This window comes from Thermodesulfobacteriota bacterium (genome assembly GCA_040755095.1).
In the GTDB taxonomy this organism is placed as follows: Bacteria; Desulfobacterota; Desulfobulbia; order Desulfobulbales; family JBFMBH01; genus JBFMBH01.
Genome location: JBFMBH010000002.1, coordinates 46,618 through 71,992 on the forward strand (window position 1 = coordinate 46,618; position 25,375 = coordinate 71,992).

Here is a 25,375-nt window from a genome sequence, read left to right on the forward strand (position 1 = left end):
GCCCCTGCGCCGGGCCGGCGCGCCGGCCGCGGCCGGGGCGGGAGACAGGGTCCTGCACCTGCGCCGCCGCCGCCAGGTCTTCACCTTTCTGGACGTTCACGAGCGGCCCACCCTGTCGTTGTTGCGGGGCTTTTCCGCGCCGGTGCGCCTGGTCACGGACCTTGACGAGCAGGACCTGCTGTTTCTCATGGCCCATGACCAGGACCCGTACAACCGCTGGGAGGCGGGGCAGGAGATGGCCATGCGGATCCTCGTCCGGCTGGTGGCGGCCAGCGGTCAGGGCCTGCCTCTGGCGGTGCCCGCCGACTTTGTAGCCGCCTGGGGCCAGATCCTGGAGCGGGCTGGCGGCGAGGAGGAACTGGCCGCCTTGTGCCTGACCTTGCCGTCGGAGATCATGGTGGGCGACCGCCTGCCGGTGGTGGAGGTGGAACCGATCCATGCCGCCCGGGAGGCGGTGCGGGCTGCCCTGGCCAGGGACGTGGCTCCCCGGCTCCTGGACTGGCACCAGCGACTGGCAGATCCCGGCCCGTACATGCCGGAGCCCGCTGCCATGGGCCGGCGCAGCCTGCGCAGCCTCTGTCTGGAGATCCTCATGGCCAGCGACGATGCGTCCGTCCGCGCCCGCTGTTATGATCAGGCGGTCGGCGGGGGAAATCTCACCGAGCGGCTGGCCGCCCTGGCCATCCTTGCCGACCAGCCGTGTCCGGAGCGCCAGGCCGCCCTGGCGCGCTTCTATGACGACTGGCAGGCGGATCCCCTGGTGCTCAACAAGTGGCTTGCCGTGCAGGCCAGGGCCAGCCATCCGGAGACCATGGCCCAGGTGGCGGCCCTGGCGCGGCATCCGGCCTTCACCCTGGCCAACCCCAACCGGGTGCGGGCCCTGGTAGGCGTGTTCGCCCTGGGCAACCAGCTGCGCTTCCACGATCCATCCGGCGCGGGCTACCGGTTCCTGGTCGACCAGGTCCTCGCCCTGAACCGCACCAATCCGGTGCTGGCGGCCCGGCTGTTGCACGCCCTCAACCGCTGGCGCCGCTTCGATCACCGGCGCCAGGGGCTGATGCAGGAAGCGCTGAACCGGATTCTCGCCCAACCCGACCTGGCGCCGGCCGTGTACGAGGTGGCCCGGAAGGCCTTGGGCTGAACATCACAAGGGGAGCCTGCCGCCTTCCGGCCCGGAGCGCGCCATGAGCAGCCGCTGGTACGAAAGCCTCCTGCCCTTCATCGCCCGCAGCCCCCAGGCCCAGGTCCGCTGGCTGGCCCAGGCCCTGGTCCGCGGCCGTCTGGCTGATCAGGAGGTCACTCCGTATATCCGCCTGCTGCTGCTCCACGCGGATACCAGGAGACAGCTTCTTGAGGAACTGCTGGCCAGCCTGGACAGAGAGCTTCTCACCCGGCTGCTCCGGGCCGCCGACGTTCGGGATACGGCCCTCCTGCTGCGCCTCATCCCCCCGCCGGATCTGGAACAGGCGGTGCTGGCTCTGGCCAAGGAGCCGGCGGCCTATGAGGCCGATCGCCAGGGGCTGTTCCACGCCGTGTGCCGGGCGGTGGATGAGCGTGATCCGGCCTTGCGGGAACAGGCCGCTGCCGTCATACTGGACCGGGGTGTTGCCGGCAGCTGGTTCGCTGCCGCCTATGACGAGTATCTCGAGGTGCTGGCCGACGAAGCGGTGCTGCGGATGATGTTTCCCAAGGCGGCCCGGGCCCAGGCGGCCGGGCTGTGACCCTGAGGTCCATGTTCCGATCCGTATTCCTGCGCAACATCCTGCTGGTGGTGGTGGCAGCGGTGGCCTTCCTCCCCTTCTACACAACCGCCATTCTCTATCCGGCCTTCACCCGTGCCGCTGCCTTGGAGGCTGAGGAGGAGGCGATCCGGGTGGCCAGCCACATCGCGTCCTCCCTTCTGGATCCGGTCGGGGTGGTCTCTCGCCAGAGCCTGCCGCCGGGCCTGGCCCGCGGCGTGCTGTCCATCGTCCGGGATTTCGGGATTCAGAAGATCAAGATCTTCTCGCGGGAAGGGGAGATCCTGTTCTCCACCGAGCCCCTGGAGGTCGGCACCTGGAACGACAAGTCGTACTTCCGGGACATCGTGGCTCAGGGCCAGCCGTACACCAAGATCGTGCGCAAGGACACCCTGAGTCTGGAAGATCGTCGGGTGACCCGGGACGTGGTGGAAACCTATGTGCCCATCATGCACCAGGACGGCTTTGCCGGCGCCTTCGAGATCTACTACGACATCACCCCGCGCTGGGAGCGGGTGAACCGGCTCATCACCCATTCCTCACTCCTGGTGCTGGGGGTAACGTTGGCCCTCAGCCTGGCGGCGCTGGTCAGCGCCCGTCAAGCCAGCCGCTCTTTTGCCGCCCGGGACGCCGCCGAGGCGGAGCTGCGCCGCAGTCGGGCCCAACTGGAAGAGCTGGTGGAAGCCCGGACGGTGGAGCTGACCGCGGCCAACGAGCGCCTGTGTCGCGAGGTGGAAGAAAAGGAGCGCATGCAGGTGGAGCTGCGCAACCTGTCGGCGCATCTCCAGCAGGTGCGGGAGGATGAGCGGACCCGTATCGCCCGGGAGGCCCATGATCGCCTGGGGCAGGCCCTCACCGCCCTGAAGATGGGGGTGGTCTGGGTGGAAAAGCGCCTGCCCGCCGCCGAAACCGCCCTGCTGGAAAAGACCCGCTCCATGGCCGCCATCATCGACGATACCGTCCAGACGGTACGCCGTCTGTGCTCGGAGCTGCGGCCAGGCATCCTGGACGATCTAGGGCTGGTGGCCGCCTTGCGCTGGCAGGCCGAGGATTTTCAGCGGATCACCGAGATCCGCGCCACCGTCGAGGCGGTGCCGGAAGACCCGGCGCTGGGCGACGACGTGGCCACCACCATCTTCCGGGTGGTCCAGGAGCTGCTCACCAATGTGGCCCGCCATGCCGGGGCCAAGAGCGTGCACATCGAGCTGGCGGCCAATGACGAAGGGGTGACCGTGACGGTGCGGGATGACGGCCGGGGCATCCAGCCGGAGGAGCTGGCCAATCCCCGCTCCCTGGGCCTGATCGGCATTCGGGAGCGGGTACGGGCCTTGAGCGGCTCGATCCGGATCCAGGGCCTGCCGGGGCAGGGGACCACCGTGACCGTGACCCTGCCCCAACCGGACCCGGGCGGCGAGCTGCCCGCCTGACGGCCGGCCCGGCAGGCCGCGATCAGCCCGGCGGCCAGGTCAGCCGCCGCCCCCCCAACAGGTGCAGGTGGATATGGAAGACCTCCTGGCCGGCATCGGCGTTGCAGTTGAGCACCGTCCGGTAGCCGGAGTCCGCGATGCCCTCCTGGCGGGCGATGGCGGCGGCGGTCAGCAACAGGTGGCCGACCAGGGCCGCGTCGCCGGCACCCAGGTCGTTGGTGGTGGGAATGTGCCGCTTGGGGATGACCAGGATGTGCACCGGCGCCTGCGGCCGGATGTCCCGGAAGGCCAGAACCTGGTCATCCTCCAGGACCACGTCCGGCTTGATCTCACCGCGCACCATCTTGCAGAACAGACAATCCGACACAGCTGACACCTCCGATGGATGAGGTTCTGACTGGACCGACACGGCTGATCCTCGGCCGCCAGGGTACCAGCCCGGAGAGACCGTTGGCAATCTTTTCGGCGGACAAGCGGCGTGCTCTTCCCCAAAGCTCGAGCCGGGGTTTCTGAGGCGTGGTTTTTAACTCCCTGGTCTTCCTGCTCTTTCTTGTGGTGGTCCTGGCCGGCTACCTCCTTGTTGGGCGCTCGTGGCGGCTGGCCAAGACCTTCCTGCTGGTGGCCAACAACGTCTTCTACGGAGCCTGGAGCCCGCCTTTCGTCCTCCTGCTCTGGGTGTCGATCCTCGTCGACTGGGTGGCGGGTCGGCTGATCGCCGGTGCCCCGACGCAGCGCCGGCGGCGGCTGGGGCTTGTCGCCAGTCTCGTGGCCAATCTTGGTCTTCTGGGGTACTTCAAATACGGTCAGTTCTTCCTGGACAACAGCGCTCTCCTGCTGGGCAGCCTGGGCATCTCCTTCCAGCCGCCGGCCGTGGATATCGTCCTGCCCGTCGGTATCTCGTTTTATACCTTCCAGTCCATGTCGTACACCATGGACATCTACCGGGGCCGTTCCCGCCCCTGGCACTCCTTCGTGGACTTCGCCGTCTACGTCACCTTCTTCCCGCAGCTGGTGGCCGGTCCCATTGTCCGGGCCCACGATTTTCTGCCCCAGCTTTCGGCCCGCCGAAGGGCGAGCGGCGCCGAATCCGGCCGGGGGCTGCTGCTTCTGGTCATGGGCCTGGTGCAGAAGATGGTCCTGGCCGATGCCTGGCTGGCACCGGTGGCGGACCGGGTGTACAGCCAACCGCAGCAGGCCGGCAGCCTGGACGCCTGGGCCGGTACCCTGGCCTTTGCAGGGCAGATCTTCTTTGATTTCGCCGGCTACTCCACCTGCGCCATGGGTGTAGCCTTGCTGTTCGGATTCCACCTGCCGGTCAACTTCCGCAGTCCGTACGCGGCGTGCGGCTTCTCGGATTTCTGGCGGCGCTGGCACATCTCCTTGTCCACCTTTCTGCGGGATTACCTGTACATCCCCCTGGGCGGGAGCCGCCAGGGAACGGTCCGGACCGGCTTCAACCTCATGATCACCATGCTCCTGGGTGGGCTGTGGCACGGCGCTGCCTGGCATTTCGTGGCCTGGGGCGGCCTGCATGGATTCCTGTTGGCAGGCGAGCACGGGGTACGAACCTGGTGGTCCCGCCGGCCCCGGGTGCTGCCGGCCTGGGGCCATCCTCTCCTGGTCCTGGGCACCGGTCTCCTGACCTGTCTGGCCTGGACCCTGTTCCGAGCCCCGGATCTGGCCAGCGCCGGCGAGCTGTTCTGCCGCCTCCTGTGGCCGGTGGCGGGCGGGCTGGTGCCGGCTGCCGAGATGGCCCTGGTCGGTTTTCTGACCATCGCCCTACTGGCTGGCCAGTGGTGGCTGCGCCACCGGGATCTGATCGAGCGGCTGGAAGGCCTGCCGGCCCCGCTTCTGATCCTCCTGATCAGTTTTCTCCTGGTGGCCTTGGCCCTGGCACCCGGGGAGGACCGGGCCTTCATCTATTTCCAGTTCTGAGCGCCGAGGAGCGCGCAACCGCGGAGGCGAGCCCCTGTGGTGGATGGCATGAGCGAGCGCGTGGAGAACGCTCCGTCCCGGCCGAGCCCGTCCTGGCCCCGGGTGTGGCTGGTGGCCCTGCTCCTGGCCGGCACCGCCCTCATTGGCTGGGAGGGCTACTGGCGTGGCCAGGGATTCCGGCCCACGGTGGAGGATGATGCGGGGATCTGGGGGCTGGTCCGCCGCCAGGCAAGCCGCACCGCGCCAGCCGCCATCGTCCTGGTGGGCGCATCCCGGATCCAGCTGGCGGTGGATCCGGCTCTGGTGACCGAGCGGACGACACGGCCTTGCTTCATGCTGGCGATCGATGGCAGCCCGCCGTGGCCGGTCCTGGCGGACTTAGCCCAGGATCCGTCCTTTGCCGGTCTGGTGCTCTGCTCCCTGTTGCCCCAGTGGCTGGCCGATGCCGGCTCTGAAAAGGGCCGGGCGGCCAAGTGGGTGCGCAAGGCGGACCAGGCCACCTGGGCGGATCGCCTCAACACCCGCCTGGGGGTCTGGTGCCAGTCACGCCTGGTCTTCCGCTATCCCGGGCTGCAGCCGGGTCGGGTATGGGCTGCCTGGGCGGATGGCGCCGCGCCCCGTCCACCCTATGCCCCGATGCGCCTGGATCGCTTCCGGGCGGCGGACTTCGCCGCCGGTGACCGCCAGCGCCTGGCAGCCAGCCGTGCCCAGCGCCAGGAGGAGATGGCCCGTACGGCCCGGCCTCTGGATCCCTCCACCTTTGCCGAAAGACTGACCATGATCGGGGCGCTGGCCGGCAGCCTCCATGGCCGGGGTGGCCAGGTGGTGTTTGTCCGCCTGCCCTCCGATGGCCGGGTGCGGGAGCTGGAGGAGGCGACCTGGCCCCGGCAGCGATACTGGGATGAGCTGGCGCGCTCCGGGATCGCGCCGGCTCTCCATTACGCCGACCACCCGTCGCTGGCTGGCTTCCGTTGTCCGGACGGCTCTCATCTGGATGGCCGGGATGCCGGCCCGTTCACCGCAGCCCTCCTGCAGGTTCTGGCAGAGGAGGGCTTGTTGGACCTGGTCCAACCCGGCCAGAAGGAGGTGGCCAGCCATGGCCGAGGGGAGTGAGCTGCCCGAGTCGATGCCGGTGGTGGCCCTGGTGGGGCCCACGGCGGTGGGCAAGACCGATCTGGCCCTGGAGCTGGCGGAGCGTCTCGGAGCCGAGATCGTGAGCATGGACTCCATGCAGGTCTACCGGTTCATGGACATCGGTACCGCCAAGCCCAGCCTCGCCGAGCGGCGCCGGGTACGCCACCACCTCATCGACGTGGTGGATCCGGACCAGCCATACCACGCCGCGGCCTTCGTGACCGACGCCTGGGAGGCCATGGCGGCGATCCGCCGCCGGCAAGCCTGGCCCCTCCTGGTGGGCGGCACCGGGCTCTACCTGCGGGCGCTCAGCCAGGGCCTCTTCGCCATGCCGGCGTTGGACGAGCGGGTGCGGCAGGAGCTTCGTGACCGGCTGGCCGGGGAAGGGGAGGCCCGCCTCCACGCCGAGTTGGCGGCCGTCGACCCCCAGGCTGCGGCCCGCATCCACCCCCATGATCATCAGCGGTTGCTGCGGGCCCTGGAGATCCATGCCTCAACCGGCCGCAGCTGGTCCGAGCACCTGGCCCGGCAAGGCCCGGCGCCCGCAGCTTTGCGGATCCTGGTCCTGGGGCTGACCCGGGAGAGGAGGGAGCTGGCCGAACGGATCCAGCGCCGGGTGGCCAGTATGATGGAGCAAGGGTTTGTCAACGAGGTCGAAAATCTCCTGGGAATGGGGTATGATGCCGGCCTCAAGTCCATGCAATCCATCGGCTACCGTCATGTTCTGACCTACCTGGGAGGGGTCTGGTCGTGGGAGGAATGCCTCCAACGCCTCGCCACCGACACCCGCCGCTACGCCAAGCGCCAGCTGACCTGGTTCCGCCGGCAGGCCGAGACCGTCTGGCACCATCCCCGCGATGGCGAGGGGATCGCCCAGCGGATCAGCCAGTTTTTGGCAGCGCCGCGGTCCGGCACGAGGGCCCGCGGGTGATCAACCTGCCCAACATCCTGACCCTGCTGCGCATTCTGCTCATCCCGGTCTTCGTGATCTTCGTCATCGAGCACCGGTTCGATCTGGCCCTCCTGACCTTCACGGCGGCCGGGATCAGCGATGGCCTGGACGGCCTGCTGGCCCGGGCCTTGCGCCAGAAGACCACCCTGGGGGCCTATACCGATCCCATTGCCGACAAGCTGCTTTTGTCCACCTCCTTTGTCACCCTGGCGGTGATCGGCCTTCTGCCCGCCTGGCTGGCCGTGGTGGTGGTGAGTCGCGACGTCATCATCATGGGAGGCATCCTGGTCCTGATGCTGGTGGAGAAGAAGGTGTCCATCCGGCCGACCTTCGCCAGCAAGCTGACCACCCTGTGTCAGCTCGTGACCGTCTTCTTCTATCTGGCCCACGACTTCCTGGCCCCGTACTGGTTCCTGAGCCGTTCTCTGGTCAACCTCACGGCCCTCATGACCCTGTTGTCCGGATTCCAGTACATCCTGATCGGCGCCACCCTTCTGGGCCAGCCCAACCATGGGGTTGGGAAGAGGTAGGGGGATTGGCCATGGCCTTGCCGCCCCTGGCTGCAGCCGACAAAGCCGCCCTGCTGCGGTATGCCCGACAGGTCATCCGCCACGCCCTTCTGGGCGGGGCGCCCCCGGCGGCACCCGCGGCCACCTCCGCCCTGGCAGAGCCCTGCGGCGCCTTTGTCACCCTGACCGTGGAAGGGGCCTTGCGCGGCTGCATCGGCAACCTGGTGGGGGACCGGCCCCTGGTGGAAACGATCCGGGAGATGGCTCTTGCCGCAGCGTTTCACGACCCGCGCTTCCCGGCCCTTTCGGCGCAGGAGCTGCGCCTGGTGCGCCTTGAGATCTCGGTGCTCTCCCCCATGGAGCTGGTGGACGATCCCCGGCAGGTCCAGGTGGGCCATCACGGCCTGGTGATCAGTCGCGGTCCGGCTCGGGGCGTGCTTTTGCCCCAAGTGGCCAGCCACTATGGCTGGGACCGGGTCACCTTCCTGGGCCAGACCTGCCGCAAGGCAGGCCTGCCGCCGGACGCCTGGATGAAGAAAGGAACGCTTATTCAGGCATTCACGGCAGAAATCTTTTCTGAAGCCGAGATCGATCATGACCTTTGCGTCAAGCCCTGAGCGGCCGTGGCTGACCCGGGACTGGGATCAGCAGCCCTGCCAGGCCCTGGCTGAGGCGGTGGGCGTGCCCTTGGCCATCGCGGTCCTCTTGCGGGGGCGCGGGATCGACAGCCCCGAGCAGGCTGAGGCCTTCCTGCATCCCTCCCTCCAGGATCTGCCGCCGCCCGAGCTGATGAAAGGCATGGCCGAGGCGGTGGATCTGGTCCTGGACGGCCTTGCCCAGCGGCAACGGATCATCGTGGTGGGCGACTACGACGCCGATGGCATCACCGGCGCTGCCGTGCTGTGTCTGTTCCTGCGGGAGCTGGGCGCTGACGTGGCCTGGGAGCTGCCGCACCGGTTCCACGACGGCTATGGCCTGCGGCCGACGGTGCTGGCCAGGCTCCACGAGCGCCATGGCCCGGGGCTCCTCATCACCGTGGACTGTGGCATCTCGGATTACGACGAGGTCGCCCAGGCCCGGGCGTTGGGCTATCGGGTTATCATCACGGACCACCACCAGCCGCCCACCCGGCTGCCGCCCGCGGACGCCATTCTCAATCCGAGCCAGCCCGGCTGTCCGTATCCGTACAAGGAGCTGGCCGGGGTGGGGGTAGTCTTCTACCTGACCATGGGCATCCGCAGCCGGCTGCGACGCGATGGCTTCTGGCAGGAGCCCGGCGAGATCCCCAACCTCAAGGCCCTCATGGATCTGGTGGCCATCGGCACGGTAGCCGATCTGGTGCCGTTGCGCGGACCCAACCGGATCTTCGTGCGGGCCGGCCTGGAGACCTTTGCTACCCGGCCCCGGACGGGCTTGACCGCCCTGGCCACCACGGCCGGCCTTGCCGGTCCGGCGGCGGTGGAGGACATCACCTTCCGGCTGGCGCCCCGGCTCAACGCCGTAGGCCGGATCGGTGATGCGGGCAAGGCTTTGGAGATCCTCACCGCCACGGATCCGTGCCAAGCTGCCAGCCTGGCGGCCAGCATCGAGGCAGACAACCAGGAGCGGCGCCTCATTCAGGAGCAGGTGGCCGGGGCGGCGGTGGCTTTGGCCCGGCAGGAGCTGGCCCGCCAGCCGTCGCTGCTGCTGCTCCATGACGCGGCCTGGCATCCGGGGGTCCTGGGTGTGGTGGCCACCCGTCTGGTGGAGATCTTCGGCCGGCCGTGCATCCTGATGAGCGGCAGTGGCCCTTTCCTCAAGGGTTCGGGCCGTTCGGTCCCTGGTCTCAATCTCCACGAGCTGCTGCACGATTGCCGGGAGCTGCTGGCGGCCTACGGCGGGCATGCCATGGCCGCAGGGCTTTCCCTGCGGCTGGAGGATCTGGCCGCATTCCGGGCCCGCATCGACCGCCTGGCCGCCGAGCGCCTGCTCGACCTGCCGCCGGCGGATGGGCTGTGGATCGACTGGCAGGCGGGGCTCGCCGAGCTGGGGCGGCCGGAGTTTCTGGAAAGCTATGCTCGGCTGGGTCCGTTTGGCCGCGGCAATCCCGAGCCGGTCTTCGCCACGGCACAAGGGGTCCGCTTGACGGAAGCGACCCCGGTGAAATCCCACCTGCGGTTTGCGGTGCAGGAAGACGGCCGCCGCTGGACCGGCATCGGTTTCGGCATGGCGGGCTACGCCCCCCGGCTGCAAGGGGAGGCCGCCCAGCTGGCCTTCCACCTGCGCCGCAACAGCTTCCGGGGCATCCAACGCTGGGAGATGCAGCTGTCGGCGGTCCGTTTCCTGGGGTAAGGGGAAGGAGCCCGGCTCCGCCAACCAGCCATCCAGGCCGAGTCAAAACTTTACATAATGCATATTATACGACGCAATTGCCCAGGGTCCTTGCGCGAGCTGCCAGCGAAGAAGTGCCCCAATTCGGGGCGTCGCGCAGAGAACATGAGGTTGTAGCTTTCCAGGAGCAGGATCTGCCATGAAGGACATCTACCAGGACCCTCTGGTCAGTCGCTACACAAGCCGGGCCATGCAGGAGCTCTTCTCCGAGCGCACCCGCTTCACCCTCTGGCGCCGCTGCTGGATCGCCCTGGCGGAGGCCCAGCACGAGCTGGGCCTGGAACGGCTGGTGACCGAGGCCATGCTCGCCGAGCTCAAGGCCCACGCCACGGAGATCAACTTCGAGGTGGCCGCCGCCAAGGAGCGGGAGATCCGCCATGATGTCATGGCCCATGTCCACGCCTTCGGCCAGCAGTGTCCGACCGCGGCCGGCATCATCCATCTGGGCGCCACTTCCCAGTTCGTGGTCTGCAATGCCGACCTCATGATCCAGCGCCAGGCCCTGGCCCTGCTCAAGAAGGCCCTGGTGAGCGTTGTCGGCCAGCTTGCCAATTTTTGCCGGCAATACAAAGAGTTGCCAACCTTAGGCTATACGCATTATCAGCCGGCACAGCCCACCACCGTGGGCAAGCGCCACACCCTCCACCTCCAGGACCTGCTGATGGATCTCGACGCCCTGGAGCAGATGGAGGAGCAGATCCGAGCCCGGGGCGCCAAAGGCACTGTCGGCACCCAGGCCTCCTTTCTGGAGCTCTTTGAGGGTAACCACGAAAAAGTTCGCCAACTCGACCTGTTGGTTGCAAAAAAGCTCGGCTTTTCCGAGGTGTTTCCGGTCACTGGCCAGACCTACCCCCGCAAGCTGGACACCCGGATCGCCGAGACCTTGGCCGGCATCGGGGCCTCGGCGCACAAATTCGCGGTGGACCTCCGGCTCCTGGCCAATCTCAAGGTGCAAGAAGAGCCCTTCGAGCGCCAGCAGGTGGGCAGCTCGGCCATGGCCTACAAGCGCAATCCCATGCGCTCGGAACGGATGACCGCTCTGGCCCGCAAGCTCATGGCCCTGCCGGCAGCCTTTCGCGCGACCCACGCCAATCAGTGGCTGGAACGAACCCTGGACGACTCGGCTATTCGCCGCATGGATATCCCGCAGGCCTTTCTCTTGACGGATGCCATTCTGCGCCTTTACCTGAATATCGTTGATGGAATGGTTGTTTTTCCGAAACAAATCGAGCGGCATCTTCGGATGGAGCTGCCCTTCATGGCCACGGAAAGGATTCTCATGGCGGCGGTGGCTGCGGGGGCCAGCCGGCAGGAGATCCATGCGGTCATCCGCGAGCATTCCTTGGCGGCCGGCCGCCGGGTCAAGGAGGAGGGTGGTGACAACGACCTCATCGAGCGGCTGGCCGGCGATCCCCGGGTCCCCTTTGACCGCGCCGAGCTGGAGGCCATGGCCGGCGATGCCAGCCAGTTTGTCGGCCGGGCGCCGCAACAGACCGAGGAGTATCTGGAAGAGGTGGTGACGCCAAGGCTCGCCCGATACCAGGACCTGCTGGGCGGCGTGGACAGCACCATTCTTGTCTAGCCCCTTTGTCTCCCCTGTCTTTGCCCCCCAGGGTCTGGCGGAGAAGCGTTTGCCGCTCGACTGCCAACTGTGGTAAGAAGATGACCGACGCCAGCCGCCGGCACCGAGCCCGCATTGCTCCGGAGCGTATTGGCTTTCTGCGCTTCATCCTCGAGGGCTACGACGGCTTGGCGATTCTGACCACCCAGGACAACCGTCTGGGAATCGTCGAAATCCTGGTGTCGCCGGACCAGGAAGCCGAGCTGCTGAGCCTGCTGGGCTGTCTGGCTGAGACTATCGGCTGGGAGCAGGTGGAGCCACGAGCATAGCTTGACATCATGCGATCTTCTTACGTCAACTCATTGTTTTTCTGTTTTTGTCTGGCAGCGACCCCGCCGTCCGGCCCCTGGGCTGCCGGCCCGGAGGCCGGGATCATGGACCTGCCCGGCTGCGTCGCCGAGGCCCTGGACCGCAGCCGGGACCTCTCCTTGCGCCAAGCGCAGGTGGCGGCGCGGGAGGCGGCCCTGTCCGTCTCCCGCAAGGATCTTTACCCCGGCCTGGGGGCGGCGTACACAGCCCGTCACCAGCCGGACGCCAGCCTGCTGGGGCCTGAGGGCTACTTCAGCTACAGTCTCAGCCTGAGTCAGCCGGTATACCGGGGCGAGGCCCTGGTCACGACCGTTGATGTGCGAGCCCTGGAGGTGGACGAGGCCCGCCTCAATCTCGGCCGCACCCGGCAGGATGTGGTCCGGGATGTCTCGGCCGCCTATTTCGAGCTGCTCCGTTCCGGCAAGGTGGAGGCGGAGGCGGAGCAGGCGGTGGAGCGCTTGGCGGCCCACGTCCGGGATGCCCAGGCCTTTTTCGATGCGGGCCTTATCCCCAAAAACGATCTCCTCTTGAGTGAGGTGCAGCTGGCCCAGGGGCGCCAGGATTGGGCCCGGGCCCGGCTTGGCACCGCCCTGGCCCGGACCCGGCTGAACATCTTTCTGCTCCGGCCTGCGGATCAGGACCTGGCCGTGGCAGACATCCTCACCTATGCCCCCCACAACCGCACCTGGGAGGGAGTGCTGGCCCTTGCCCTGGAACGGCGGGCCGAGATCCAGGCCGCCCGGGTCGGGGTGCAACGGGCGGACAAAGGCATCACCTTGGCGGATGCCCCGTTCCGGCCCGCCGTCACCCTTTCGGCTCAGTACCTCAAGCAGGGCGACGAGCCCTTCGCTTCCCCCTATCCGTCCGGACCGGAGGAGGTGAAGACGGTGCAGGCCAGCCTGGAATGGCACTTCTGGTCCTGGGGGCAACGGGACGACGCCCGGGGGCAGGCCCGGCAGGAATGGCGCCAGGCCGAGATCGCGGTGGACCAGATCAAAGACGGGGTGATTGTTCAGGTCCGGCAGGCCTTTCTGGCCCTGTTGGAGGCGGAGGGCAACATCGGGGTGACCCGGAAGGCGATTGAGCAGGCCGAGGAGAATTACCGGCTCAGCCAGGCCCGCTACCAGGCCCAGCTGGCCACCTCCACCGAGGTCCTGGATGCCCAGACGCTCCTTACCCAGGCCCGCACCAATTACTTCAACGCGCTCTACGGTTACAACCGCGCTCTGGTGGAGCTTGACTGGGCCTGCGGGGTGCTGGACGGAGGTGGTGCCGGGTGAAGCACGGACGGCGGGTCTACATTGAGACCTTCGGTTGCCAGATGAACGAGCGGGATTCGGCACTCATGGCCGATCTCTGCCAGGAGGCCGGCTACCAGCCCACGGCCGCCATGGGCGAGGCCGACCTGGTGATCATCAACACCTGCTCGGTGCGACGCAAGGCCGAGGAGAAGGTGTACAGCCTCCTGGGCCGCCTGGGACAAAGCAAGCGCCGCCGGCCCGGTCTCAAGGTGGCGGTCTCCGGGTGTGTGGCCCAGCAGGAGGGCGCTGCCCTCTGTGAGCGGATGCCCCACGTGGATCTGGTGCTGGGGCCCCAGGGCATCTACCGCCTGCCGGCGCTGCTGAGGGAGCTGGAGGCCGGCGGCGCTCCCCGCGTGGAAACCGCTCTGGCGGCCGACTTCAGGATCCCCATGCTCCTGCCGCGATCCGCAGGCGCAAGCCCTGGCCACAAGGCCTTCGTGACCATCATGCAGGGCTGCAACAACTTCTGTGCCTACTGCGTGGTGCCCTATACCCGGGGACGGGAGATCAGCCGGCCGGCCGACGACATCCTGGCCGAGATCGAGCACCTGTGCCGCCACGGCGTCCGGGAGGTCACCTTGCTGGGTCAGAACGTCAACTCTTACGGAAAGGATGGCAGACAACAGGTTGATTTTCCGCGCCTATTGACGCTTGTTGCCGCCGTGCCCGGCCTGGCCAGGCTGCGCTTCACCACCAGCCATCCCAAGGACCTCTCGGACGATCTGGTGGCCTTGTTTGCCGACCTGGCGGTCCTTTGCCCGCACCTGCACCTGCCGGTCCAGTCCGGCGCCAACCGCATCCTGGCCCGCATGAACCGTCGCTATACCCGGGAGGCCTACCTGGAACGGGTGGCGGCCCTCCGCCAGGCGAGGCCGGATGTCGCCCTCACCACCGACATCATCGTCGGCTTCCCAGGGGAGAGCGAGGCGGACTTCCAGGAGACCATGCGCCTGGTCGAAGAGGTCCGCTTCCATGGCGCCTTCTCGTTCAAATACTCGGACCGCCCGCCAGCACGGGCTGCCGCCATGGACGACAAGGTGCCGGCGGCAACGCAGCAGGACCGTCTGGCCCGTCTCCAGGCGTCACAGGCGGCGATCACCAGGGAGCGCCACGCCGAGCTGGTGGGCCAGACCATCCCGGTCATGGCGGATGGCCCGGCTCGCCAGGCCGGCCAGTGGACCGGCCGCACCCCCACCAATCTGGTGGTCAACTTCCTCGCCCAGGGGATCACCCCGGGGACCGTCCTGCCGGTCCGCGTCCAGGAGGCCTGTGCCCATTCCCTGCGCGGGGTCGTCTTCGCCGCCGGCACCTGAAGGAGCTGCCACTCATGGCCCTTATCATGCGCGTCGCCGCCATCCAGATCCATCCGGAGACCAACACCCCCGTGGTCTGGCTCAAGGAGATCGATGGCCAGGCGGTGCTGCCCATCTGGATCGGGGTCCTGGAGGCAACGGCCATCGCCACCCAGCTGGAGCAGGTCGCCTTCCCCCGGCCCATGACCCACGACCTGCTCCGGAACGTCCTTGTTGCGCTGGGGGCCACGGTGACCCAGATCGAGATTACCGAGCTTCGGGACAACACCTTCTACGCCCTCATCGACCTGGTCACTGCCGGCGGCCGCCGTTTGCGGGTGGATGCCCGGCCCAGCGATGCCATCGCCCTGGCCCTGCGCTGCCAAGTCCCGATTCTGGTGGACGAGGGGGTGCCGGCCGCCCTGGGGGCCGACAAGGCTGAGGCGGACGAGGCCGGCGAGGGAGACGACAAGAGGTGGCGGGAGCTCCTGGCCAAGCTGCCGCCGGATTTCGGCAAGTACAAGATGTGACCCCTTCCCTGCCCTGGTGCCCCATGCTGGATCTCCACACCCATTCCCTGTTCAGTGACGGCGAGCTGCTGCCGGCGGAGCTGGTGCGCCGGGTGGAGGTCCTGGGCTACGAGGCGGTGGCGATCACCGACCATGCCGACTCCTCCAACCTGGAGATCATTGTCCCCAGCCTGGCTCGGCTGGCCGCCGAGCTGGCCGGCCATACCCGCACCCGGCTCATCCCCGGGGTGGAGATCACCCATGTGCCGCCGGGCCTTTTCGGCCAGCTGGTCTCCCGGGCCCGGGCCCTGGGCGCCCGGATCGTGGTCGGCCACGGTGAGACCCCGGTGGAGCCGGTGGCCCCCGGCACCAACCTGGCCGCCATCGAGGCGGGGGTGGACCTTCTTGCCCATCCCGGCTTCATCAGCGAGGAGGAGGTCCGCCTGGCGGTCAGCCGCGGCGTCTTCCTGGAGATCTCCGGCCGCAAGGGCCATTCCCTCACCAACGGCCATGTTGCCCGCCTGGCAGTGGCCGCCGGCGCCCGGCTCGCGGTTTGCGCCGACGGCCACGCGCCCGGCGACTTTCTTACCCCCGCCTTTGCCGAGACCGTGGCCCTGGGTGCGGGGCTCACCCGCGAGCACTACCTCAAGCTGCGCCGGGACATGGCCGCGCTCGCCGCCGGCCGCTGAGCGGTCGGCCCGTTCCCTGCCGGGCCCCCAGCCCCGATTCCACGCCCCCTCGTCCCTTGCGCGCCAGCGCAGGCAGTGAAGATGGGTGGCGCGCCGAGCGGCACCCACTCGACCCGGCCGGCAATGGAGTTGCCGCTGTCCCCTCCCCCCATCCAACAGCATCCCGCTTGACCGGCGCGACCGCCGAAAGCGCTCTGGTGGCCGTTGCCGGAGCGGGCTGCCCGTTTCCTGCCGAGCCCTCAGCCTGTCCGCTCCCGTCCCGATCGGAACGGGTGTCCCCAGTCAGTATGTTTTGCGCTTGACTCGATCACTCCAAGTAGTGTATACCTGCCGGAAATTGAGGAGTAGTCCGGGAAATATAGGAGGTATGACTACTATCACCAGGTGGCATCCAGGTCCACGTGGCCTGCCAGTGGCTGTGCCGGTGAACCGGATGCCAGGGGAAGGAGGTGGTGGGAAGGCCCTGCTTTTCCGGTTCGTGAGCCGTGTCGACCGAGGCCAGTGGAGCGGCCTTTGCGTGCCAATTGATCGTAACGTGGAGAATACCCGTGATGAAGAAGACGAGGATGTCGCTGAGCGGTGTTTCCCGGAGGTACGCGGCCGTGGCGATTCCGGCAGCGTTGCTGCTGGGATCGGTGGCCCCGGCCTGGTCCCAACCAGCGCCGGCCGCCCCCCGGGACCTCCCCCATGCTCCCCGCCTGGAGCTGCAGACCGGCGAACGGGCGTTGACCGGCCAGCCCAGAGCGGGCGGGTCCACGAAGCCGACTGCGGCCCCGCCTGCTGCCGAGCTGAGCGGGCGGTCACGCGTTCACCTGCCACAGGGGCCGAGCGCGCCTGCAGTGGGCTCGAAGCCCGGCGCCACGCCACGGCCGGCACGCCTGCCCGGCGCCCAGGTCCAGCTGCCCGAGGCCGGCGCACCGGCGCGCATCCTTCCCCAGTCCCAGGTCCCCCAGGGGGCCAGGCTGCAGCTGCGGACCTCGGATGGTGGCCCGGACCTGAACGGGCAATCGGCCCGCGGGCTGGCCACTCTGCCTCCTGCCAAATCCGGTGCCCAGGTGCAGGACCAGAGCTTGCGGCCTGCATACAAGGAAGGTGAGGTCATCGTCCGCTTCAAGAAGGGGGTCGGCCGGGCCCGGATGACCGAGGTGGCGGCGACCCACGGGCTGGGGCAGGCCAAGCGGTTCCGCGCCCTTTCCCAGGCACACGGCCAGGAGATCGCCCTGTTTCGAGCCCCCGGCAAGAGCGCCGCCGGTCTGGTGGCGGCCCTCCGGCGGCATCCTCAGGTGGAGAGCGTGTCGCTCAACTACCGGAAGGAGCTTCGCGCCACGCTTCCCGATGACCCTCTCTTTGGCGAGCAGTGGCCGCTGCACAACCTGGGCCAGACCGGCGGGGTTGAGGACGCGGATGTGGACGGCCCGGAGGCATGGGACAGGCAGACAGGCTCGTCGGATGTGGTGGTCGCGGTTCTCGATACGGGGGTCAACTACCTCCACCCGGACCTCGACGACAACCTGTGGCGCAATCCGGGTGAGATCCCGGACAACGGCGTCGACGACGATGGCAACGGCTACGTGGACGACGTCTTCGGCATCGATACCGGGAACGGCGACACTGACCCCATGGACGATCACGGCCACGGCACCCACGTCTCCGGCACGGTCGCCGCCGAGGGCGGCAATGGCCAAGGGGTGGCCGGGGTGAACTGGAATGCCCGGGTCATGGCGGTCAAGGGCTTTGCGGCTGACGGCTACATGTACACCGATGCCGAGCTGGAGGCCCTGGACTACATCCTCATGATGCGGCTGCGGGGCGAGAACGTGGTGGCGGTGAATGCCTCCTTCGGCTGTTACGGCTGTTTCGATGCCATCGAGAAGGCCGCCATCGAGACCCTGGGCGCCGCCGGCGTGGTTTTTGTGGCTGCGGCGGGCAACGACGGCACGAACAACGACACGGAGCCCCATTACCCGTCCAGCTATGATTGTCCCAACCTCCTGAGCGTGGCGGCCACCGACTCGTCCGACAACCTGGCCGGGTTTTCCAACTACGGGCCCACCTCCGTCGATCTGGGCGCTCCGGGCCAGGAGGTGCTGAGCACCGTCTCCTGGATCGACTACAGCCTCTTGCCCGGCGGACCCTTTGCCGACGACATGGAGTCCGGCATGACCCAGTGGTGGCAGGCGGATGCCCCCTGGGCGATCACCGAGGAGCAGGCTTTAAGCCCCACCCACGCCTGGTCCGACAGCCCTGGTGGCGAGTACGCCAACGACACCTTCGCCGCCATCTATGCGAACCCCGTGGACCTGAGCGGTGTCTCCGGCCAGTACGGCCTCGGGTTCTCCTCCCGGTTTGACCTCGAGCGCAATTACGACTGGCTCGACGTCTACTTCTTTCAGGGCGGCGCGGGGCTCGAGGAGTGGGCCCTGACCGAGGAGCAGGCTTTAAGCCCCACCCACGCCTGGTCCGACAGCCCCGGCGGCAACTATTCGAACAACACCAGCAACTGGCTCCTGAGTCCCGTCGTCGACCTGGGCGGTGGTGCCGACTTCGAGGAATGGCAGCTGACCAGCGAGCTGAGCTACAACGGCGAGTACGCCTGGTCGGACAGCCCCGGCGGCAACTACTCCAACGAAACGTACAACGTCCTCATGAGCCCGGTGATCGACCTGTCCGGCGCTTCCCAGACCAATCTGGTGGCGCTCGATTTCATGCTTACCGGGCAGCTTGAAGCCGACTACGACTCGTTGCTGGTGTACTACAGCGCTGACGGCGGGGCTTCCTGGACGTACAGCGGCTACTATCTGACCGGTGACGCCAGCGACCAGTGGTACTGGGTGGGCTTCCCGGCCATCCCCCCCGAGTTTCGTACCGCCCAGTTCCGGATGGCTTTTGTCCTGGACAGTGACTTCAGCATCACCTACGACGGCTACCATATTGATGACGTGTGGGTTTACGACTGGGACCTCGACGTCACCCATTTCCGGGACACCCTGGAATTCGGAGAGGGTGGCTGGGCGCACTACAACGCCAGCTCGGGCGGTGGCTCGGCCGGGGTCGAGCTTGACTTTGCTCTTACCGGGGCAGCCGAGAGCGATTGGGATTATCTGGACGTGTACTGCAGCGGCAACGGTGGCGGGATGTGGACCTACCTCGGCTCGCTCACCGGCGAGTTTGCCGGCTGGTACGGCATCTACGCGAGCCTGGCCACCGAATGCATCACCAGCCAGGCCCGGGTGGCTTTCAACCTGTGGAGCGACGGCAGCATCACCGAGGATGGCTATTACATCGACGACGTCTCCCTCTACAGCTATGGCAGTGGCACCTACGCCTTCTCGGACGACCTGGAGTCCGGCGGGGCCGGCTGGGAGCACGTGCAGGCGAACAACGGCGGTGAGTGGGTGTACATGGGCGGGGTCACGGGGTCCACAGGCGGCGCCTGGCGGGACTATGTCGTGCCGATTCCGAATGCATTCCTGACCCCTGATTTCGACGTCGCCTTTGTGCTCACCTCCGACGCGACCATCACCGGCGACGGTGCCTACGTCGATGACGTGGCGGTGGGGCCGGTCAGCGCGACCCCGGTCCACGGCTACCAGGCCTGGAGCGGCACCTCTATGGCGACCCCGCATGTGACCGGTGCGGTGGCCCTGGCCGCGGCCGAGCATCCGGGCGACAGCGCCGCCGAGCGCCGCCAGCGCATTCTCGACGGAGTGGATCCCCTGGCCAGCCTGGCCGGCCAGGTGGCCACGGACGGCCGCCTCAATCTGGCTGCCGCCCTGGGTGAACCGGACCAGGACGGCGACGGGGTGCCGGACGACCTGGACAACTGCCCGGCCCACGTGAACCCCAGCCAGGTCGACGCGGACAGCGACGGCCTGGGGGATGCCTGCGACAACTGTACGCTGGTGGCGAACGCCAGCCAGCGCGACACGAACAGCGATGGCTTCGGCAACATGTGTGATCCCGACTTCAATGGCGACCGTGTGGTCAACTTTGCCGACCTCGCCTATCTGAAGTCGAAATGGCTCACTGCCGATCCGGATGCCGACCTCAACGGTGATAACATGGTGAACTTCGCCGACCTGGCGAGACTGAAGTCCTTCTGGCTCCGGCCCCCGGGCCCCAGCGGCCTGGTGCCGTGAGGTCCCCTGGAGCCCGGCCGGTGCGAGGCCCTCGCAAGGCCTCGCACCGGCGCTTCGAACCGAGTGGTGCACGAGCAAAGGGCGCTGGCCCGGCCTGCTCTACCCTCAACCCCAGCAAAGGAGGAAAGGGCGCGACGAGCGACGACGGGTTCCTTCAGGCAAGGGCTTCGAGGTCAGACCCCTGGATCAACCATGGCGTACCCGAACGAGGAGATATGGCAATGAAAAAAATGGTCCTTGCCGCGGCTGCGGCGCTGGCGCTCAGCGGCCAGGCGGCCGGCGTCCAGGCAGCCACCATCTGGCTTTCACCGACCTCGCAGACGGTGATGGTCGGCGATCCGGTCACCCTGCAGATGTTCATGGACTTCACTGACGAGGCGACCTTCGGCGGTGGAGTCGATCTGTTCTACAACGATGCGGTGCTGGATTACGTGTCCTACACCCCGGGGGGCATCGGCATGCCCTTCTACGATCGGGCCCCGGACGAGCTGCCCGGTGAGCTGAACGGCATCGGCTTCGGCCATGACAACGGCATTTCAGGCCCGGGGCTGGTGGGCACCCTGCTCTTCAACGCGGTGATCCGGGGTACCGTGGACATCACCCTGGCGACCAACGATCTGCCCCTGGGTGAGTTCTATTCGGCCGTGGATTTCGAGCGGATGACCGTCGACTACCTGGGCGCCCAGGTGAATGCCGTTCCGCTCCCTGCTGCGGGGTGGCTCCTGGGGTCCGGGCTGCTGGGCCTGGTCGGCCTGCGGCGACGCCAGGACAGCTAGGCCTCCTCCGGTGCGAGTTGTGCAACCAACCTATCGAGATGAGGACAAGATGATGCGAAAAATGCGATGGCTGGCAATGATCGCTCTGGTGCTGCTGGCGGCGGCCTTCCGGCCCTGCTCGGCGAGCGCCTACACCTATGGCGGCGCCTGGATTCCCAACGACCTCAACAACGCCCAGGACGACGTTCTGACGTTCGCCCTGGTGCTGGTCGCTCAGGACGCCCAGAATCCCCGGATGGCGTTCTACGACTGGGGCAACCCTGGATCCGCCCTGTGGGTGATCACCCCCACCAACACCCGGCGGACGGTGAACTTCAGCAACATTGGCGGCACCTGGTACATGGGCTTCACCCCGAACGCGATGACCGTCTCCCTGGGGGCCACCCCTGATTTCGGCATCAAATTCGGGATGCTCAGTGGCGGGGGTGTGGTGACCAACCTCCAGTATGATGTTCTGCCCCTGGCGGGCGTGGATGCCTACCTGGTATCCGACATCGTCGGCCAGCCGAGCTCGGGCACCATGGTCATGATCCACGATGCCAGCCCCGTGCCAGTGCCCGCCTCGGTACTGCTCCTGGGCTCGGGCCTCTTCGGGCTTCTTTCCCTGCGCCGCCGCAAGTAGCCGGACGGCCCCCTCTCCCGCTGTCTCTGCCCGACGAGGCGGCTGGGCTTAGGGCCCTGCCGCCTCAAGTCGTACCTGCCTCCACGGCCGCGGCGCTGCCGGTCCTCCCTTCTTGCGTTGGATCGGTGCCCCGCCAGCCGCGAGCGTCTTGGCGTTGCGCTCCATCCATCCGAGTCGCCCCCGCCTCTTCCGATCCCGCCGGCTCGCCCGGCCGGCCTTGAAAGACCGGCCTACCACGGGTACGCCACTCCGTGGCTCTGTACGGAAGGGATCGATTGAAAGCCTCGCGCAGCGAGAGCAGATACCATAGCCGGGGGATTCATCCCCCGGCGCCGCCCCGGCTGCCCGCGGGATTTCAGCACCCGGCGCCGGTGCCGTTCGGGTGCGCCTCGCGCCTGGCAACTCAGTCCAGCATCAGGCTTCCTTGAAGCTCGGCGAGCCGGGCAGGTCCGATGCCATCCACCTCCAGGAGCTGGTCCAGGGAGTCGAAGCGGCCGCCCCGGGCCTGCCGGCGGGCGACGATCCGCGCCGCCAGCTGCGGGCCGATCCCCGGGATGGCGACCAGGGCCGGCACGTCGGCCCGGTTGAGGGGAATCGGCTGAAAGAACAGGGGCAGCAGGCGAGCCGGCAGAGGGTCGAGAATGGGTGGGGGCGCTGGCCGGGGGGGCGGCCGGCGGTGCCAGGGCGGCGCAAGCAGGCCGGTCGCCCCGGCCATCACAACGAGGACCGCCAAGGCCGCCAGCACCAGCGGGCGGTAGTCGGGTCCCCTATCCTTCCCGAGGCTGGACTGTGGCGGCACGCTTCTGCTCGTCCCGCATGAGCTTGTAGGTGATGCTGTCCACCAGGGCCTGCCAGCTGGCCTCCAGGATGTCGTGGGAGACCCCCACCGTGCCCCACTGGGCCTCGTGGTCCGAGGACTCGATGAGCACCCGCACCCGGGCGCCGGTGCCGACCACACCCGGCAGCACCCGCACCTTGTAGTCGTCCAGCTTCATCTGGGCAAGATCCGGGTAGAAGCGGGTCAGGGCCTTGCGCAGGGCCTTGTCCAGGGCGTTCACCGGGCCTTCCCCCAGGGCGGCGGTGTGGACGGTGTCGCCCCCGACCTTGATGCGGATGGTGGCCTCGGCCTGGGGATGATCGTCGTCCCGGTCCTTCTGATCGATGACCCGGAACCCCAACAGATCAAAATAGCGGCGGTGGGTGCCCATGGCGCGGCGCATGAGCAGCTCGAAGGAGGCCTCGGCGCCTTCGTACTGGAAGCCCTGGTTCTCCAACGTCTTGAGATCGGCGAGGATGCCGGCCACCACCGGATCGGTGCTGGCGATATCGATGCCGAAGTCCTTGGCCTTGGACAGGATGTTGCTGCGGCCGGACAGCTCGGAGATGAGCACCCGGCGGATGTTGCCCACCTGCTCCGGCTCGATATGCTCGTAGGTCAGGGGGTTGCGCTGCACGGCGCTGACGTGGACGCCGCCCTTGTGGGCAAAGGCCGAGGCGCCCACATAGGGCTGGTACTTGTTGGGCGGCAGGTTCGCCAGCTCGTTGACGAAACGGGAGACCTCCGCCAGACGGGTCAGCTGGTCGGCGGCGAAGAAGGTGTAGCCCATCTTCAGGGTCAGGGCCGGCATGATGGAGGTGAGGTTGGCGTTGCCGCACCGCTCGCCGTAGCCGTTGAAGGTGCCCTGCACCTGGGAGGCACCCTGGGTCACCGCCACCAGGGAGGTGGCCACCGCGGTCTCCGAGTCGTTGTGGGCGTGGATACCCAGGGCGACCCCTTCACCCAGGTGGCGGCGCACCGCGGCCATGATCTCCGGCACCTCGAAGGGCAAGGTGCCGCCATTGGTGTCGCAGAGGATCAGACAGTCGGCCCCGCCGGCCACCGCTCGATCCAGGGTGGCCAGGGCATATTCCGGATTGCGCTTGTAGCCGTCGAAGAAGTGCTCGGCATCGTAGAACAGATGGCGGACCTGGGGCCGGAGGAAGGCCAGAGAGTCCTCGATGAGGGCCAGGTTGTCGTCCAGGCCGATGCGCAGGGCGTCCCGGACGTGGACGTCCCAGGTCTTGCCGAAGATGGTGATCGCCTCGGTGCGGGCCGCCACCAGGGCCTTGAGGTTGGCGTCCTCGTGGGCCGGGTTGCGGTGGAGGCGGGTGGAGCCGAAGGCGGTCACCACCCCATGCCGGAGCTGGTAGCTGCGGATCTCCCGGAAGAATTCGGCGTGCTTGGGATTGGCGCCCGGCCAGCCGCCTTCGATGAAATCGATTCCCAGCTCGTCGAGCTTCAGGCAGATGCGGACCGCGTCCTCCAGGGAGAGGTTGAAGTTCTCGGCCTGGGTGCCGTCCCGCAGGGTGGTGTCGTAGATGCTGATGCGCTCGGCCATGCTCGTCTCCCTCCCCCAGCGTCCTCCGTCCCTCCCCTCAGGCTCCCGCCGCCACCGGGGCCTTGCCGGCATGGAGGCCGAAGGCCTCGTGCAGGGCCCGCACGGCCAGCTCGGTGTATTTCTCGTCGATGACGCAGGAGATCTTGATCTCCGACGTGCTGATCATCTGGACGTTGATGCCTTCCTTCGCCAGGGTCTGGAACATGGTGGTGGCCACCCCTGGATGGTTGCGCATCCCGACCCCGACGATGGAGACCTTGGCGATGCGCTCGGCGCCGGAGACCTGCTCGGCGCCGATCTCGTCCGCCACCTTCTTGACGATCTCCAGGGCGGTCTCGTAGTCGCCCCGGGGCACGGTGAAGGTGAGATCCGTCATCTCGCCGGCCCGGGTGTTCTGGATGATCATGTCCACCAGGATGCCGGCCTTGGAGACCGGCGAGAAGATCCGGGCCGCGATGCCGGGCCGATCCGGCACCTTGGCAATGGTGATCCGGGCCTCGTTCTTGCTGTAGGTGACGCCTGATACCAGCATGGACTCCATGAGCTGATCCTCCTCCACCACCCAGGTTCCGGGGGTCGCGACAAAAGTGGAACGGACGTGCAACGGCACCTTGTAGCGCTTGGCAAAGCCCACCGAGCGGATATCCAGCACCTTGGCGCCGAGACTGGCCAGCTCCAGCATCTCATCGTAGGAGATGCGGTCGATCTTCCTGGCTTCCGGGCACAGGTTGGGATCGGTGGTGTAGACGCCCTCCACATCGGTGAAGATCTCGCAGGTGTCAGCCGCCAGGGCAGCGGCCAGGGCGACGGCGGTGGTGTCGGAGCCGCCCCGGCCCAGGGTGGTGACGTCGCCGCCGCCGGTCACCCCCTGGAAGCCGGCGACGGTGACCACCCGGCCGGCGGCCAGCTCGTCCCGGATCCGGGCCTGGTCGATGGCCAGGATCCGGGCCTTGGTGTGCATGGCGTCGGTGAGGATGCGCACCTGGGAGCCCAGGAAGGAGACGGCGTCCAGACCCAGGGCCTTCATGGCCATGGCAAAAAGCGGCACGGTCACCTGCTCACCGGTGGCGAGCAGCATATCCATCTCCCGGGGGTCGGGCCGGTATTGCATGGCCTGGGCCAGGGCCACCAGGCGGTTGGTCTCGCCGGCCATGGCGGACAGCACCACCACCATGTCGTGTCCCTTCTTCTTGTACTCGGCCACCCGGGCGGCCACCGCCTTGATCTTGTCCGGATTGGCCACCGAGGTGCCGCCGAACTTCTGCACGATGAGTGACATCTGCGTCCTGTTCTCCTGTCCTCCATGATCGCGGACCAGGGCCGGTCTTGAGCCATCGGCCACAGTGGCTGCCATCTCCATGCCGGGGGCAGCCTTGGCAAGCCCCAACAATTACCGCGGCCGGAGAAAAAATCAAAGACAAAAAGCAGGCCTCCATCGTCGGGCAGGCGTGCCGGCCGAGCTGTCGGCACGCCAGCAGGTGCCTGGGGCAGTCCCCTGGCGGGGGGCTTTGTGCAGATGCCGCAGCACCAAGATGGAGGAAGAGCGGCCCAAGAATGCTTTCCCGGCGCCTGCACAGGGCAAAAAGTGTCTTGCCATCCTCCGCCCGTTCTGTTATACGACCCCGAAGTGGTTCCGGACTGTCCGGTGCCGATCCCCAAGCCGCCAATCTCCA

General features: G+C 67.6%; 22 protein-coding genes. 18 read left to right on the forward strand and 4 right to left on the reverse strand.

Going from position 1 to position 25,375, the window contains the following annotated elements; translation table 11 throughout:
• The 3 genes from AB1634_00745 to AB1634_00755 all read left to right on the forward strand — a co-directional run.
• Nucleotides 1-1,141, forward strand: a 1,141-nt coding sequence (locus AB1634_00745; GenBank protein ID MEW6218046.1) for a DUF3458 domain-containing protein, incomplete at its 5' end; no start/stop codon positions are given.
• A gap of 43 nt (nt 1,142-1,184) precedes the next feature.
• Nucleotides 1,185-1,721 (forward strand): hypothetical protein, encoded by a 537-nt coding sequence (locus AB1634_00750; GenBank protein ID MEW6218047.1) that lies wholly within the window; start codon nt 1,185-1,187, stop codon nt 1,719-1,721.
• A gap of 11 nt (nt 1,722-1,732) precedes the next feature.
• Nucleotides 1,733-3,166 (forward strand): sensor histidine kinase, encoded by a 1,434-nt coding sequence (locus tag AB1634_00755; protein ID MEW6218048.1) that lies wholly within the window; start codon nt 1,733-1,735, stop codon nt 3,164-3,166.
• 22 nt (nt 3,167-3,188) lie between these two features.
• Here the strand turns inward: AB1634_00755 and AB1634_00760 are convergent, their stop codons facing one another.
• Nucleotides 3,189-3,533: a histidine triad nucleotide-binding protein gene (locus tag AB1634_00760; protein ID MEW6218049.1), complete on the reverse strand. Its 345-nt coding sequence runs from the start codon at nt 3,531-3,533 to the stop codon at nt 3,189-3,191.
• A gap of 149 nt (nt 3,534-3,682) precedes the next feature.
• Between AB1634_00760 and AB1634_00765 the strand changes: the two genes are divergently transcribed.
• The 15 genes from AB1634_00765 (at nt 3,683) to AB1634_00835 (ending at nt 21,324) form a co-directional block, all read left to right on the forward strand.
• Nucleotides 3,683-5,101 carry an MBOAT family O-acyltransferase gene (locus AB1634_00765; GenBank protein ID MEW6218050.1) on the forward strand — a complete coding sequence of 473 codons (1,419 nt, stop codon included), beginning with the start codon at nt 3,683-3,685 and terminating at the stop codon, nt 5,099-5,101.
• 48 nt (nt 5,102-5,149) lie between these two features.
• Nucleotides 5,150-6,214, forward strand: a complete 1,065-nt coding sequence (locus AB1634_00770) for a hypothetical protein (protein MEW6218051.1) — start codon at nt 5,150-5,152, stop codon at nt 6,212-6,214.
• Nucleotides 6,198-7,166 carry a tRNA (adenosine(37)-N6)-dimethylallyltransferase MiaA gene (gene miaA, locus AB1634_00775; protein MEW6218052.1) on the forward strand — a complete coding sequence of 323 codons (969 nt, stop codon included), beginning with the start codon at nt 6,198-6,200 and terminating at the stop codon, nt 7,164-7,166. The genes AB1634_00770 and miaA overlap by 17 nt, the downstream gene beginning before the upstream one ends.
• Nucleotides 7,163-7,717 carry a CDP-alcohol phosphatidyltransferase family protein gene (locus tag AB1634_00780; protein ID MEW6218053.1) on the forward strand — a complete coding sequence of 185 codons (555 nt, stop codon included), beginning with the start codon at nt 7,163-7,165 and terminating at the stop codon, nt 7,715-7,717. Before miaA ends, AB1634_00780 begins: the two co-directional genes overlap by 4 nt.
• 11 nt (nt 7,718-7,728) lie before the next feature.
• On the forward strand, nt 7,729-8,313 hold the full coding sequence (gene amrA / locus AB1634_00785; protein MEW6218054.1) for an AmmeMemoRadiSam system protein A: 585 nt from the start codon (nt 7,729-7,731) through the stop codon (nt 8,311-8,313).
• On the forward strand, nt 8,291-10,027 hold the full coding sequence (gene recJ / locus AB1634_00790) for a single-stranded-DNA-specific exonuclease RecJ (GenBank protein MEW6218055.1): 1,737 nt from the start codon (nt 8,291-8,293) through the stop codon (nt 10,025-10,027). Before amrA ends, recJ begins: the two co-directional genes overlap by 23 nt.
• A gap of 178 nt (nt 10,028-10,205) precedes the next feature.
• The gene (purB, locus tag AB1634_00795; GenBank protein ID MEW6218056.1) at nt 10,206-11,648 is read left to right on the forward strand and encodes an adenylosuccinate lyase; all 1,443 of its coding nucleotides are present in this window, start codon (nt 10,206-10,208) and stop codon (nt 11,646-11,648) included.
• Between the two features lie 80 nt (nt 11,649-11,728).
• The gene (locus AB1634_00800; GenBank protein ID MEW6218057.1) at nt 11,729-11,956 is read left to right on the forward strand and encodes a DUF4911 domain-containing protein; all 228 of its coding nucleotides are present in this window, start codon (nt 11,729-11,731) and stop codon (nt 11,954-11,956) included.
• Between the two features lie 105 nt (nt 11,957-12,061).
• Nucleotides 12,062-13,276, forward strand: a complete 1,215-nt coding sequence (locus AB1634_00805; GenBank protein ID MEW6218058.1) for a TolC family protein — start codon at nt 12,062-12,064, stop codon at nt 13,274-13,276.
• Nucleotides 13,273-14,610, forward strand: a complete 1,338-nt coding sequence (gene miaB, locus AB1634_00810) for a tRNA (N6-isopentenyl adenosine(37)-C2)-methylthiotransferase MiaB (protein ID MEW6218059.1) — start codon at nt 13,273-13,275, stop codon at nt 14,608-14,610. The genes AB1634_00805 and miaB overlap by 4 nt, the downstream gene beginning before the upstream one ends.
• A gap of 14 nt (nt 14,611-14,624) precedes the next feature.
• Nucleotides 14,625-15,119 (forward strand): bifunctional nuclease family protein, encoded by a 495-nt coding sequence (locus AB1634_00815; protein ID MEW6218060.1) that lies wholly within the window; start codon nt 14,625-14,627, stop codon nt 15,117-15,119.
• Nucleotides 15,120-15,142: 23 nt separating this feature from the next.
• Entirely contained in the window at nt 15,143-15,787 is a 645-nt protein-coding gene (locus tag AB1634_00820; protein MEW6218061.1) for a histidinol phosphate phosphatase domain-containing protein, read from the forward strand.
• A gap of 1,070 nt (nt 15,788-16,857) precedes the next feature.
• Complete coding sequence (locus AB1634_00825) at nt 16,858-19,926, forward strand: S8 family serine peptidase (GenBank protein ID MEW6218062.1); 3,069 nt, start codon at nt 16,858-16,860, stop codon at nt 19,924-19,926.
• Nucleotides 19,927-20,147: 221 nt separating this feature from the next.
• A complete protein-coding gene (locus AB1634_00830; GenBank protein MEW6218063.1) occupies nt 20,148-20,702 on the forward strand; it encodes a VPLPA-CTERM sorting domain-containing protein in 555 nt (184 codons plus the stop codon).
• A 61-nt stretch (nt 20,703-20,763) separates the two neighbouring features.
• A complete protein-coding gene (locus AB1634_00835) occupies nt 20,764-21,324 on the forward strand; it encodes a PEP-CTERM sorting domain-containing protein (GenBank protein MEW6218064.1) in 561 nt (186 codons plus the stop codon).
• 403 nt (nt 21,325-21,727) lie between these two features.
• Here the strand turns inward: AB1634_00835 and AB1634_00840 are convergent, their stop codons facing one another.
• The 3 genes from AB1634_00840 to AB1634_00850 are packed head-to-tail and all read right to left on the reverse strand — an operon-like array spanning nt 21,728 to nt 24,981.
• Nucleotides 21,728-22,057: a helix-hairpin-helix domain-containing protein gene (locus tag AB1634_00840; GenBank protein MEW6218065.1), complete on the reverse strand. Its 330-nt coding sequence runs from the start codon at nt 22,055-22,057 to the stop codon at nt 21,728-21,730.
• Between the two features lie 34 nt (nt 22,058-22,091).
• Entirely contained in the window at nt 22,092-23,702 is a 1,611-nt protein-coding gene (cimA, locus tag AB1634_00845) for a citramalate synthase (protein MEW6218066.1), read from the reverse strand.
• A 37-nt stretch (nt 23,703-23,739) separates the two neighbouring features.
• On the reverse strand, nt 23,740-24,981 hold the full coding sequence (locus AB1634_00850) for an aspartate kinase (protein MEW6218067.1): 1,242 nt from the start codon (nt 24,979-24,981) through the stop codon (nt 23,740-23,742).
• Between the last annotated feature and the right edge of the window lie 394 nt (nt 24,982-25,375).